The 12,916-nt window shown below is 68.2% G+C and carries 12 protein-coding genes; 5 read left to right on the plus strand and 7 right to left on the minus strand.

The window, feature by feature from the left end:
• Nucleotides 1-294: 294 nt before the first annotated feature.
• The 4 genes from FQK05_RS05255 to FQK05_RS05270 form a co-directional block, all read right to left on the minus strand.
• Nucleotides 295-2,706 (minus strand): glycosyltransferase family 2 protein, encoded by a 2,412-nt coding sequence (locus tag FQK05_RS05255; RefSeq protein WP_233270384.1) that lies wholly within the window; start codon nucleotides 2,704-2,706, stop codon nucleotides 295-297.
• A 2-nt stretch (nucleotides 2,707-2,708) separates the two neighbouring features.
• Nucleotides 2,709-3,596 (minus strand): hypothetical protein, encoded by an 888-nt coding sequence (locus tag FQK05_RS05260; RefSeq protein WP_158964872.1) that lies wholly within the window; start codon nucleotides 3,594-3,596, stop codon nucleotides 2,709-2,711.
• Nucleotides 3,597-3,599: 3 nt separating this feature from the next.
• Nucleotides 3,600-4,250: a class I SAM-dependent methyltransferase gene (locus FQK05_RS05265; protein ID WP_158964873.1), complete on the minus strand. Its 651-nt coding sequence runs from the start codon at nucleotides 4,248-4,250 to the stop codon at nucleotides 3,600-3,602.
• A gap of 223 nt (nucleotides 4,251-4,473) precedes the next feature.
• A complete protein-coding gene (locus FQK05_RS05270) occupies nucleotides 4,474-5,358 on the minus strand; it encodes an AraC family transcriptional regulator (protein ID WP_233270385.1) in 885 nt (294 codons plus the stop codon).
• A gap of 81 nt (nucleotides 5,359-5,439) precedes the next feature.
• Between FQK05_RS05270 and FQK05_RS05275 the strand changes: the two genes are divergently transcribed.
• The gene (locus FQK05_RS05275; RefSeq protein ID WP_158965959.1) at nucleotides 5,440-6,810 is read left to right on the plus strand and encodes an SLC13 family permease; all 1,371 of its coding nucleotides are present in this window, start codon (nucleotides 5,440-5,442) and stop codon (nucleotides 6,808-6,810) included.
• A 12-nt stretch (nucleotides 6,811-6,822) separates the two neighbouring features.
• Here the strand turns inward: FQK05_RS05275 and FQK05_RS05280 are convergent, their stop codons facing one another.
• A complete protein-coding gene (locus FQK05_RS05280; RefSeq protein ID WP_233270386.1) occupies nucleotides 6,823-7,992 on the minus strand; it encodes a S8 family serine peptidase in 1,170 nt (389 codons plus the stop codon).
• 215 nt (nucleotides 7,993-8,207) lie between these two features.
• On the opposite strand from FQK05_RS05280, the gene FQK05_RS05285 reads away from it, so the two are divergent.
• On the plus strand, nucleotides 8,208-8,780 hold the full coding sequence (locus FQK05_RS05285; RefSeq protein ID WP_158964875.1) for a hypothetical protein: 573 nt from the start codon (nucleotides 8,208-8,210) through the stop codon (nucleotides 8,778-8,780).
• 12 nt (nucleotides 8,781-8,792) lie between these two features.
• On the opposite strand, the gene FQK05_RS05290 is transcribed toward FQK05_RS05285, so the two are convergent.
• Together FQK05_RS05290 and FQK05_RS05295 are read right to left on the minus strand one after the other, a co-directional pair.
• Complete coding sequence (locus tag FQK05_RS05290) at nucleotides 8,793-9,344, minus strand: RNA polymerase sigma factor (RefSeq protein WP_158964876.1); 552 nt, start codon at nucleotides 9,342-9,344, stop codon at nucleotides 8,793-8,795.
• 189 nt (nucleotides 9,345-9,533) lie between these two features.
• The gene (locus FQK05_RS05295; protein ID WP_158964877.1) at nucleotides 9,534-9,968 is read right to left on the minus strand and encodes an NUDIX hydrolase; all 435 of its coding nucleotides are present in this window, start codon (nucleotides 9,966-9,968) and stop codon (nucleotides 9,534-9,536) included.
• A 78-nt stretch (nucleotides 9,969-10,046) separates the two neighbouring features.
• Here FQK05_RS05295 and hslO point away from each other — a divergent pair, with 78 nt between their 5' ends.
• The 3 genes from hslO to FQK05_RS05310 are packed head-to-tail and all read left to right on the plus strand — an operon-like array spanning nucleotide 10,047 to nucleotide 12,884.
• The gene (gene hslO / locus FQK05_RS05300) at nucleotides 10,047-11,054 is read left to right on the plus strand and encodes an Hsp33 family molecular chaperone HslO (protein WP_158964878.1); all 1,008 of its coding nucleotides are present in this window, start codon (nucleotides 10,047-10,049) and stop codon (nucleotides 11,052-11,054) included.
• A gap of 25 nt (nucleotides 11,055-11,079) precedes the next feature.
• Nucleotides 11,080-11,718, plus strand: a complete 639-nt coding sequence (locus FQK05_RS05305) for a CoA pyrophosphatase (RefSeq protein ID WP_158965963.1) — start codon at nucleotides 11,080-11,082, stop codon at nucleotides 11,716-11,718.
• Nucleotides 11,718-12,884, plus strand: coding sequence for a CCA tRNA nucleotidyltransferase (locus FQK05_RS05310; protein WP_158964879.1), 1,167 nt, complete (start codon nucleotides 11,718-11,720; stop codon nucleotides 12,882-12,884). The genes FQK05_RS05305 and FQK05_RS05310 overlap by 1 nt, the downstream gene beginning before the upstream one ends.
• Nucleotides 12,885-12,916 lie beyond the last annotated feature (32 nt).

The following is a 12,916-nucleotide window of genomic DNA, read 5'->3' on the forward strand; positions in this document are numbered from 1 at the left end:
CGTCCGCGACCCGGCGGTCGCAGGAGTCGCAGGATCGGATCGCGGGCCTTCTTCGATACGGCCCGGGGAGAGCGGGCGCGGGCACAAAGGGTGCGCTTGCGCCAGCCTGCACAATTCTTGCGAAACGGGACCCAGCCCCGCCACAAGCCCGGACGCTGTATGCGTCGGACCTGACCATGATCGCCCGGATGACGATCCTGAAGCTGCTGCCTTACGGTTCGCACGGCATCGGGGCGGCATCACACCCGGCCGCTATCCTTCCTGCAATGGCACGGAACGCCCAGCTTTGCAGCCTCAGCCCTTGGGATCCGGCACGTTGAAGAAGTACTGCTTCGGCAATGCCTCCTGCAGGGCTTCGTCCGGGATCACGTCGGGGCCGGCCGCGAATACCGCCGCCCCGAAATGGCGCAGGCGCGTAGACAGGCGCCGCAAACGTTCGCCCGTTATTCCGGCGTAAAGGCCAGCGTATTCGCCATCGGCCTTCAACTCCGCAATCCGAGCCCGGTGCGCGGCGACGCAGGCCCGGTGGGCCGCCGCGATTTCGGGATCGGCCATCAGGCGGGCGTGTTCCGCCCTCATCCCCGGCAGGTTCCGCTGGATCGACAAGTCTTGCTCGGCATTGTTGTTCATGCGGAACCAGTAGTGCAGGCCCTGGTCCCGCGCGACATGGTTCACCCGGCCGCGGTCGCGTTTGACCAGGAAACTTTCGGCCGACCGCAGGGCATAGTGGTTCAGCGTCACCAGGTCATAGCCCACGGTCTGCAGGCTGGACCGCCAGGCATTGCGCAGTTCGCTTTTCGGCATCGGCTTGCCGGATCCGTTGACCCAGCGCACCTGCGCTGCAAGTTCCGGGTTCAGGCCCTTGGGACGGTGGACCCCCAGCTTGCGGAACAGACCCTGATTGCGGTGCAGGGTCTTGAAGCCCCAGGCCTGGTGCGGCACCCGGATCAGCTTTGGCGCGCAGCGGGTGAACTGTTCGGTCACGAAGGCGTCGCGATAGGGCGCCACGTCGGCATTCCCGAACAGCCGCCAGGTCATCGAGATCAAGTTGGCATCCGGCACCGCGGCGAACAGGTCGTCCAGGTGCCCGCGCCCGACATGGATGTTGATGAACTCGTCTACGTCCATCGACAGGACCCAGCCCGCGTTCTCAACGACAGGCTCGCGATCCGCGGCGGCCAGCGCCGTCTGCTGGGGCTTGGTGCCGCCGGTCTGTCGAAACGGGTTGTCGCGGCGCTGGACCAGGCCCCTGGCCTGCAGCAGGTCCAGGAATGTGTCGGTCCCGTCGGTGCAGTCGTTGGTATAGACCAGCACGTCGTCCACGCCGATGGACCGGTGATAGGCCAGCCATTCCAGGATGAAGGGACCTTCGTTCTTCATGCAGGTGACGATCACGACCCGGCCCCGGGCCTGCGGCACCGCCGGGACTTCGGGGTACGCCGGGGCCTCCGGCATGCGCTGGGGACTGGCGCCCAGCGCCCCGGCCAGGCGCAGCAGGTCCGGCGTCTCGGTCAGGCAGGATTTCGGCACGAGACGCGAGACCTTGCCGCCCAGCCGGTCGGTCCCGTCGAAACGCAGCGCCATGCAGCGGTAGAATCGGAAGGTCTGGCGGACGGCACCGACACCCAGCACCCGGGTCAGCAGCAGCGTGGCGCCATCGGGCAGCCGGTCCGGCACGATGCACCAGCGCCGGTGATGAGAGATGCGGTCGAAGCGGCGGCAGATATGGTCGCCGAAGCCGGCGGGCCGTCCCTTGCGCAATCCCCAAGGATAGGCGCGTTCCCCGGCCAGAAGAACCGCGCCCTTGTCCGATCGTCGGGCCGCGTCGAAAACCGTGGCCGGCAGGACCTGCAGGCCGTCGTCGCCGGCCCGGACCAGCCCATCCTCCGGCAGGGGCAGGATGTCGTGCATGTCTATGTTCATCACCGCCGCGGCCTGCGACAGGAAGCGGTGGCGGACGATCTCGAAGACCGAAACGACCCCCAGCGGCGCGGTCCATGGATCGGCACCGGGCGGCTTCATCCTGTCCTTGCCGGGTGCGTCGGGGGCAAGGTAGGGATGCGCCTCGGGGCCCGTCCGGGGCTTGCCCAGGGGCAGGTCCGACGACAGCGACAGAAGCATCAGCCCGTTGGACCGCGCACCGTCCGCGCCGGCCAGCAGGACGTCGCCGTCCAGCGCCTGTGCCAGGTCCCGGGCAAAGGCTTCGGCTTCGGCCGGGGGGGCACGGTCGACCATGACCACGCCCTGCACCCCGTGACGGGCGTGATGCCACATCACCCAGTCCCGCACCGTGGCCAGGCTTTCGCCGTTGCGTTCCGCAATCACGCAGTCCCGCCCGGCGAAAAGATCCGGTTCGGCGCGCGAGGTCGGGATCGGCCGGTCGACGCCGTGCAACGGGTAATGCGCAGCCTGGGCCGCCGACACCTGAAGGGTCACCACGATTCCGCCGCCCATGCCGCGGCGCCCCAGTTCGTGTTGGGGCGGCGTTGCGGGCAGAACGGCGAATTCCGTGCCCGCCGGAAGGTACAACTGCACCAGATCCTGGCCCGGCACATCGGACGGCAGGCGCAGGGCCTCGGTCACGTGAAGCTGCCCCCCGTCCGGCGTGGGCACGGGCCAGCCGGCCAGCCTGCGCACGGCGATCGCATCGGCCACGTGCCCGGGGTCCTGCCCGGCCCGGCCCGGATGAAGCGGTTCTTTCGTCATGGTCAGACGGTCAGAAGCGTGACGCCGCTCATCCGGCCGATCTCGGCCACATCGCTGCGATAGTGGCGGGTGATGTCGTTGACCACCTCGGCCGTCCAGCCCGGGACCTCGATCACCTCGGTCAGGTTGTCCGGCTTGACGAAATGCTTCAGGTACACGTCGAAGACCCGCGCCAGCGCCCTGTGATCCACCATGTCCTTGCGCTGGATATATTCTTCAAGCGAGACCTTCGCCTCGGCCGGCAGCAGCTCCCTCAACCCGTCGGCGGTGCCGTGAACCAGCACCTCGGAGTCCAGCCCGGCGGCGCGATGCATCAGCTGCGGCCAGGTAAAGGGCAGCTCCTCGCGCGTCCAGACGACAATCGGCGTCGACGGGTTGGCCTGTTGCAGGCGGGTGATGACGTTGGTCCAGGACAGGCCCGCAGGCTGGATCGACGCCAGCGTGGCGGCCAGCTCAGGGTTCTCGATCGTGGCCAGGGCACGGCTGATCATCGTCGCCGGGTTCACCAGCCCCAGAAAGAAGGTGCAATCGACCTGGTCCAGATAGCGGCGCACCGCAGTCGGCCGGATCGCAGCCCCGGGAAGGAAGCTGCCGTCGCGGATCAGTTCCTCGTCCGGGCCAATAAGCGAGGGCATGTTCAAGAAGGCATGGCGTGGAATGCTGTCGTCCGGGAAGGCCTGCCAGATCTCTGCGATCTGTTCCGAGGTCGCGGGATCGGCGCCCGGATCCTCGGCCACTTCCTGAAGCCTGCGGCGATAGAACCGCGGCCGGCGGACCGAAATGCCCAGTGCGGCCAGCAGTTCGGAGTTCCGCCGCAGGGACGAAACCAGCTCCATCGCCCCGTCGTGGACCGACCCGATATGCAATGCGACCGTGCCGCGTTCTGCCATGCCTTATCGCCCCGCGCCTTCGATCAGCCCAGGATCCGGTTCGCGGCCTGCGTGCCGGAAAATGCGATATAGGCGTAACTCATGCCGTAAAGCTCCTCCTGCAGGGCGCGGTATTGCCCCCGATCCCAGAACGGATAACCGATCAGCTGTATCGAATAGCACGACGGAGCCGGGAGCAAGCCTTCGCCGTACCAGTTTCAGGGCAAGTGCGGCAGGAGAGTGACCGTCCGTGTGCAAATGCAGAAACGCCACCGGGCCGTAATTCTGTTCCAGGAACGGTTTCAGCGTCTCCTCGATGTGACCGCGGATCAACTGGACATTGTCCGCCACGTCCGGCAGGGCGCCGCCCCGGTCACAGGACCCGCGGGTCAGGTTCAGACCGGGCAGGTTCAGGCGCAGGCCCCGGACATCGTCGAAACCGAAGACGATCCGGTCCGGCAGGGCCGCGGCGAAGGCCTTGATCGACCGGCCTTCGAAGACGCCGCATTCGATCAAAGGACCATCGGCCGGGATTTCGGCCGCCAGCCAATGCCACAACCGGGGCTTGTGGGCAAAGATCAGCGCCCCCTCTGCCTGGATCTCGATGAACTCGGCCGGGGGCAGGGCCGCACGATGGTTCAGGATTTCGAGCGCGCTTTCGGAAAGCAGTTTCACGGGGCGGGCCTCTGCTGGGAAAAGGCCCGGTCGCCGGACAAAAATGGATCGAAAAGGCCATCCAGTGAGGGCCGACACCGGACGAAAGCGCCGGGCATCGGCCCCCGCCGACGGGACCGGGCGCGGCGGATGGGGTCGAACGGTCATGGCCTGCCCCTTGCGGTGACGGTTTCCGGTCCGTTCGGGCGCGATCCAAAGGCGGTTCGGCCCGCAGGCGAAACCGCTATCGGCCGTGGCTGCGGGGCATTTCGACCGCGTTCCGATCCTGGTGCCCTGGCGGTGCCTCGCGGCCGGGGTGATTGCCCCGATAGGCCGTTGGCGGCGCGCCGAAATGTCTGCGGAAGGCCGCCGTGAAGGCGCTGGTCGTGGACCAGCCCAGCCGGGCCGCCAGCGCGGTGCTGGTTTCCCCCCGTTCCAGCCCTTCCAGCGCCAGCATGAAACGCATGCGGTTGCGCCAGTCGCGAAAGGTCATCCCCGTGTCCGCCGGGAACAGCCGCGCCAGCGTCCGTTCACTGCACCCCGCCGCGCAGGCGGCGCCGGACAGGCCGTGACGGTCGGCCGGATCCCCGACCATGTGCGCCATCGCCGCCGCGACCCGCGCGTCCCGCCCGCCAGGCAGGCGCATGTCGGGCCGGTCCAGTCGCGCGATCTCTTCCAGGGTGACCCAGGCCAGCCGGCGCATCTCGGCCGCGGCCAGCCCGCCGACCGCCGCAGGCGCCAGCCGCTGCGCGATTCCCCGCAGCAGCGGCGAGGCACGCACCACGGTCGGCGCGTCGGGCAACCCGTCACGCCGGGCCGCAAGGGGGTCGATGAACAGGCTGTGCAGGTCCACGTCCGTCTGGGCGGTCAGCCGATGGACCCGCCCTGCCGGGATCCAGACCCCGAAGCGGGCCGGGATGAACCAGGCGTCCTCGTCCACCCGAAGCTGCATCAGCCCGTGATAGCACAGCGCCAGCTGCGCCCGCGGATGGGAATGGCTGCGGGTGCCGAAGCCGCCCTTCAACGTGCCGGTCCAGGCCACCACCGGGCGACGCGGATCCTCGACAAATCCCAGCGGGCCGGGTCCATGAGAGCGGTCGTCGGCATTTGGCGGAATTTCGACATCCATTGGCATTTTGTCGTTCTTTCACATCGACGCGCCAAAGACTATCCGGTTCTTCAACCGCAGCAGGGGAAGGAGAACGCCATGATGACCGGCAAGACATTCGTGATCGGCGCGACCGCAGTCGCCGCCGTGGCGATCGCGATCCTGGTCCCGCCGGGGCTGGCGCCCGCGCAAGCCCGGATTCTGGGCATCGTCCTGTTTTCGCTGGGCCTTTGGGCCACGTCGGCGATCCCGGCCTACCTGACCTCGCTGATCTTCTTTTCCGCCCTGCTGATCGGCGGGCTGGAAACGCCCGAGGTGGTCTTTTCCGGCTTCACCTCGGCCGCGATCTGGCTGGCGGTGTCGGGCTTCGTCATCGGCGCCGCGATCACGTCGACCGGGCTGGGCACGCGGCTGGCCCGGGCCGTCTCGCCGCTGTTGTCGCGAAATTACGTCATGCTGATCGCAGGCGTGATGGCGCTGGGGGCGCTTCTGGGCTTCCTGATGCCGTCATCGACCGGACGGGCAATGGTGCTGGTGCCGCTGGCCATGGCGGTGGCCGACGGGCTGGGGCTGGAGCGCGGGTCGAACGGGCGCATCGCCGTGGCGGTGACCGTCGCGCTCAGCTCCAACCTGCCCAGCTTCGCGATCCTGCCCGCCAACCTGCCCAATATCGTGCTGGCCGGCGCGGCAGAGCGGATTCACGGCATCCAGCTGGGCTATGCCGATTACCTGCTGCTGCACTACCCGGTTCTGGGCCTGCTGAAATCGGTGCTGATGGTGGCGGTCGTCCTGCGCTTCTACCCGGCCGAGGCACGCCCGGCGGCCCCGACCGCTGCCCTGCCGCCCGACGCCGGTGCGCGGCAAGGCCAGTTGATGGCGATCCTGCTGGCGATGCTGGTCCTGTGGGCCACCGACAGCCTGCACGGCGTGCAGCCGGCCTGGATCGGCATGGCCGCGGCGGTGCTGCTGCTGATGCCGGGGATCGGCTTCGTCTCGCCCCAGCAGTTTCGGCAATCGGTCGATTTCGGCACGATCCTGATGGTGACCGGCGTTCTGGCCGTGGGCACGGTCGTCAACCAGGCCGGGCTGGGGGAACCCATCGCCGGGCTGGTCGCCCGCATCTTGCCGCTGGCGCCCGGGCACGACTTTGCCAACTTCGTGTCGCTGTCGCTGCTGTCGGTCGTGACCGGTCTTCTGACCACGGTTCCCGGCGCACCGGCCGTGCTGACGCCGCTGGCAGGCGATCTGTCCACCGCCACCGGCCTGCCGGTAGAGGTGGTGCTGATGACTCAGGTCATCGGCTTCTCGACCGTGGCGCTGCCCTATCAGGCGCCGCCGCTGATCGTTGCCATGGGCCTGGCGGGGGAACCCCTGAAGGCGCTGGCAAAGGTCACGCTGGCGGTGGCCGGGTTGACCCTGCTGGTGCTGATCCCGCTCGACTTCCTGTGGTGGAAGCTGCTGGGCTGGATCTGACCGGCGCGCGCATCAGCCCGGACAGGCCGCGTTCCCGACGACCAGACCGGCCCCGAAGACCGGATCCCGGCCCGGCGCGCCCAGGTCGACGCTGGACGCGCCCAGCGCCTGCCGAATCTGCCCGGGCGATCCCCGGAACAGGCGCGGGTCCGACGCAATACGCGCGGTCACGAAGGGCGTCGCGATCGAGGTGCCGGTGACGAACCGTGTCCGCCCGTCGACCTTCAGCAGGATGTCGACCCCGGGGGCCGCCACGTCGACGTAACTGCCGCGCACGGCATTGCGATAGATCGCCTTGTCGGCGTCCACCGCCGTCACCCCGATGACATTGCCCAGCGCCGCCGGATAGCGCGGCGCGGCCGTAGCCCCGTCATTGCCCACGGCCGCCACGAGGATCATGCCCCTGGTCGCCGCGACGTCGATGCCCCGGTCCAGAAGCTTGTTGTAGGGGCCGGCCAGGCTGATGTTCACCAACCGCACGCCATTGGCGGCCAGCCAGTCCAGCGCCTCCAGCAGGCTGTCGACGCCGGCCTCGTCCCGGCCGCGGGCGGATTCGCCGATCACCGCCGCACTGAAAAGCGTCACGCCGGACAACCGCCGGGGATCGGCCAGCACCGCCGCGACCTCGGTCCCGTGCCGGTCCGGCGCGGCGCCGCCGCGGGCAAAACTTTCGGCCACGATCTTCACGCCCGCCAGTTCGCGGATCGACCCGTTGACGCTGGTATCGATCATCCCGATGGGCCCTGCCGCCCGGCAGGCATGGTCCGGCCAGGCGATCAGGGTGTTGGCATAATCCAGCGACGCCGCCGCGACAGGCTTGTAGGCGTGGTTCACGCCGGCGGTCGACGTAGGCTCGATCCGTTCCAGCGCGGCGATGGCGCCGGGGCCGTTCAGCGGTTCCGGGATCGTGTACCGCTGCATGTAAAGGCCAAGGGCGCCCAGCCAGCGCTGGTCCCGCAGGACGAAACCTTCAGCCGCCGCCCCCTTGCGCAGGTGCGCAGCGGCGCCGGTCGTGGGCACCAGCACCACGATTTCCCGGTCGTCGACGACATCGCCGGCATCGGCCTTGATGAATTCCGGGGCCGGCGGGTTCAGGGTGAAACTGGCACAGGACGCCAGTGCAAAGGCAGAGACAGCAAGAACAGCCGCCATCCGCGCAAGCGGCGGGAAGAAAGGGGTCATGGGCATTTGTATCCGCGATCCCTCCCGCGGTTCAATCCGACCGTGCCTTTTGTGCACGACCCGTTCCCCTGGCGGAATGACTTTGAACCGAACGGGGCCAGGTTTCGACCAAGCCGTGACGGCAGTCGAAGGGCGGGCCATGTTTTCCATGCGTCACCCTTCTGTTTCAGGCCCATGTCTGGAACAACTGGCAGCAACGTGAAAGGCTTGGGCACATGGAAGACGACGACCGACTGGTAGCCTGGCTTCAGAACCGCCTCGATCCGGCGGCCCGCGCGGCTTTCGAGGCAGAGATGGCAGCGGACCCTGACCTGCGGGCCGCCGCCACCGCGCTCCGCGCTGCCGCCGACGAGCTGGGCAACCGCCCCGTGCCCGAAGGGATGAAAGAGGCCGGCTGGGACCGCCTGTCCAGGGCCATCGACGCAGACCGCATTGCCGCCCCGGCCAACCTGAACCGGGGCCTGACCGCCCTGAAGGTTGCGGGCATCGTCGTGGCGACCATCGTCTTCTGGCAATTCGGCGTGGCCCCGCGCCTGCCGGAACCGGGCGCCGGCTTCGCCCCGGCCTCGGTCTCGGTCGCAGGGCCGGCCCTGCGCCTGGCCTTCACCGAAACCGCGCCCGCGGCCGAGGTCACGGCCTTGCTGCAAAGCATCGGCGCCACCGTCATCGACGGGCCCGGCGCGCTGGGGCTTTACACGATCGGCTTTGCCGATGCCGCCGCCCGGGATGCGGCCGAAGCCGCCCTTTCGGACCGGCCCGACCTGGTGATGGCCGTCACGAGACCCTGATCGATCGATGGTTCAATCCCGGCCGCCAAGGCAGTGCAGCAGGGCCGACTTGGCATGGAAGATCCGCGTCTTCACGGTGCCCAGCGGCACGCCCTCTATCTCGGCGATCTCGGCATAGGGAAGCTCGTCGAAGAAGGCCAGGCGGATCACCGCAAGCTGCACTTTCTTCAGCTTGTTCAGGCAGTCCCGCAGCAGGGACGCATCCTGCGACGCCGCGATCACCGACACGGCATCTGGGGACTCGTCCACCTCCTCTGGCACGTCGTCGGTGAAGGACAGTTGCGAGGACTTGCGCAGCCGGTCGAGCATCTTGTTCCGCGCAATGGCGAAGATCCACGTCTTGACGGAACTCCTGCCGGCAAAGCGTCCGGCGCAGCGCCAGACCTCCATCATCGCGTCCTGCACGACATCGGCGGCCAGCGCATCGTCATCGCAGCGCATCCGGATGAAGGCGAACAGCGCATCGTGGTGGCGCTGATAAAGCGCGTGCATCGCGCGCTTGTCGCCCTGCGCCGCCCCTGCCAGAAGCCGGCGGTCCTGTTCGGCCGTGGAACTTGCGACCATTACACTCTCCCCATCGCGCTGAAGCCGATCCTGGTTAACGCGCCGACCGGCCTTTGGCAAAAGCCCGGATCCGGTCCGCTTGCGCGACCCGTCGCCACCCGCACTGGAAGATTAATAGAAAATGCGATTCGCCTCGGGGTTGGGCCGTGCATTTCCGTGCGGCGCGTTTCGGGCAAGGAGCTTCTGCCACTATCCCAGCAACAGCCCGGCAAAGTACTGGTCGCCCTCGTTGCCCAGCATCTCGGCGGCAAGGTCCACGTCCATCCACAGCGCGGTGTGGTGCGGTTCTGTGGGCTCGCCCAGCGGGCGGACGGGGTGGGCCAGATAGATCAGGCAGATCTTTTCCGCCCACAGGTCGTATTCCGGCATATAGGCATAGCGGCGGAAGGCGCCGACGCGCAGCGGTTCGGCGATGCGCCAGCCGGTTTCCTCCATCACCTCGCGGTGCAGGGCCGCGACCGGCGATTCGCCCGGATCGATGCCGCCGCCCGGCAGCTGCAGGTCCGGCTCCGGCCGTTCCTGAAGCGTCAGCAACAGCTGCCCGCCCCGCGGAAGCAACGCATAGACACCCGTCCTTCGGGTATAGATCCGGCCGGGTTCGGGGGCCTCTCCGAAACGTCTCATGCCTGCTGCCCCTTTCATGAAGCCTTGCTGCGCCTATATAGCGGCGGTATGCCAAGACCAGGCGCACAAGGAAACCCCATGACCATCGGTGAGAAACTCGCGTGGGACGACGCCGTCCTGCCCTTCCAGCTCGATGCCTCGGACATCCGGGGCCGCGTCGCGCGCCTTGACGGCGTGCTGGACGGCATCCTGAAACAACATGACTATCCGCCCCAGGTCGAAGCGCTGGTGGCCGAAATGGCGCTGCTGACGGCGCTGATCGGCCAGACCGTGGCGCTGCGCTGGAAGCTGTCGCTGCAGGTTCAGTCGAACGGGCCGGTGCGGATGATCGCGACCGACTATTTCGCGCCCGAAAAGGAAGGCATGCCGGCCAAGATCCGCGCCTATGCCAGTTTCGACGCGGACCGGCTGACGCCCGGCGCCCCTTTCGACCAGGTGGGCGATGGGTACTTTGCCATCCTGATCGACCAGGGCCCGGGCACGCAGCCCTACCAGGGCATCACGCCGCTGGCCGGCGGGGCGCTTGCCCGCTGTGCCGAGGCCTATTTCGCCCAGTCCGAACAGCTGCCGACCCGCTTTTCGCTGGCCTATGGCCGGTCGCGGATGCCCGGATCGGCGGAACGTTGGCGGGCGGGCGGCGTCATGCTGCAGCACATGCCCAAGGCCTCGCCCTTCGTGGCATCGGGCGATGCCAGCGGCGAAGGCGCCGTCCTTCTGGCCTCCGACCTCGTCGATGGCGAAGAGAAGGAGAACTGGGACCGCGTGAACATCCTTCTCGACACTGTCGAGGAGATGGAGATGATCGGCCCCACGGTCCCGCCGACGGACCTTCTGGTGCGCCTCTTCCACGAGGAACAGCCCCGGGTCTACGATGCGCAGGCGGTCCGCTTTGGCTGTACCTGTTCCGAGGCGCGGGTGCGGCAAAGCCTGTCGATCTATTCCGCCCGCGACATCCAGACGATGACGACGGAAGACGGCCGCGTCACCGCCGACTGCCAGTTCTGCGGCGCGCATTACGACCTGGACCCTCTGACCGTGGGGTTCGAGGCGGTGAAATCCGAAGATGGTGCGGATGGCGACAGCTGAGGCATATGGCACCCGGCCGCACGACATGCAGGCTCTGACCGATGCCCTGCGTGCGGCCATCGCGCGCCCCGGGCATCGCAGTTCGGATTTCGACCTGAACCCCGAACTGTCCGCCGACGCGGCCACGGCCGGCAAGCGGAAGCTGCGTAATGCCGGCGTTCTGGTGGCGGTGGATGTCAGCGCCGCAGAGCCGCGGCTGATCCTGACCAAACGGTCCTCGCGCCTGGCCCACCACCCGGGCCAGATCGCCTTTCCCGGCGGCAAGCAGGATCCGGAGGATGCGGATGCAACCGCCACCGCCCTGCGCGAGGCCGAGGAGGAAATCGGCCTGCCCCGCGACCTGCCGCAGGTGCTGGGCCACCTTCCCCCGCATGAAACAGTGACGAATTTCCTGGTCACGCCGGTGATCGCGCTGATCCACGAACCCTTCACCCTGCGCCCCGAACCGGGCGAGGTGGAGGAGGTATTCCGCGTGCCCTTCGACCACGTCATGGCGCCCGACCGCTATGCCATCGAAAGCCGGCGCTGGCTGGGCATCCACCGGCGCTATTACACTGTGCCTTACGGTCCCTATTACATCTGGGGCGCCACCGCGCGGATGCTGCGGGAACTGGCGGCACGGATGGCCGGCGACCAGTCCCCCGATCACTCCAATTTCCTCTGATGGCGACCGCGGCCCGGATCGACACGCCCTGGCTGGCCGACCCGGCCGTGCAGGCGGTCTGCGCCGCGCTGGAGGCCGGGGGCGCCAAGGCGCTGTTTGTCGGCGGCTGTGTCCGAAACGCTCTGATGGGCACCGGCGTCCGCGATATCGACATCTGCACCGATGCCGTGCCGGAACGGATCATCGAACTGACAAAGGCCGCCGGGCTGAAGCCCGTGCCCACAGGCATCGACCACGGCACGATCACCGTCGTCTCGCAGGGCGAAGGATTCGAGGTGACGACCTTCCGCCGCGACGTCTCGACCGATGGACGCCGGGCCGTCGTCGCGTTCTCCACGAAGGTGGAAGAAGACGCCGCGCGACGCGATTTCACCATGAACGCGCTTTATGCCCGGCCCGACGGATGGGTGCTGGACCCGCTGGGCGGCCTGCCGGACGTCCGCGCGCGGCGCGTGCGCTTCATCGGCCGGGCCACCGACCGCCTGCGCGAGGATTACCTGCGCGCACTGCGCTATTTCCGTTTCCTGGCCTGGTACGGCGACCCGGCCGACGGCGTCGATGCCGAGGCGCTGTCGGCCATTGCCGAAACGCTGGACGGGCTGGCATTGCTGTCGCGCGAACGTGTCGGGATCGAGATGCACCGCCTGCTGGAAGCGCCCGACCCCGCGCCCGCCGTCGCCTCCATGCGGTCCTGCGGGGCGTTGACGGCACTGCTGGAAGGCGCCGACGACCGGGCGCTCGCCCCCCTGATCCACCTGGAAACGGAAGCCGGGGCCAAGCCGGACGCCACGCGGCGCCTGGCCGCCCTGGGCGGCGTGGACCTGCCGGAAAGCCTGCGCCGCCCCAAGGCGGAGATCCGGCGCATCGACCGTCTGCGCCAAGGTGCGCTTGAAATACAAAACCCGGTCGAACTGGGCTGGCGCCTGCAGGACGATGCCCCCGATGCGCTACTGCTGCGCCACGCGCTGATGGAAACGCCGCTGGATCCGGCCGCGCTGGACGCGGTCGAACGGGGTCGCGCAGCCGTCTTCCCTGTGAAGGCACAGGACCTGATGCCCGATTTCCGGGGCGCGGAACTGGGGGCGGAACTGGACCGGCTGAAAACGGTCTGGCTCGACAGCGGGCTGACCCTGACCCGGGACCAGCTGTTCGCCAGACGCACCTGACCTGTGCGCCCGTCCCGGCTGGCCCCTTCAGA

Source organism: Chachezhania sediminis, from assembly GCF_009765275.1.
Taxonomy (GTDB): domain Bacteria; phylum Pseudomonadota; class Alphaproteobacteria; order Rhodobacterales; family Rhodobacteraceae; genus Chachezhania; species Chachezhania sediminis.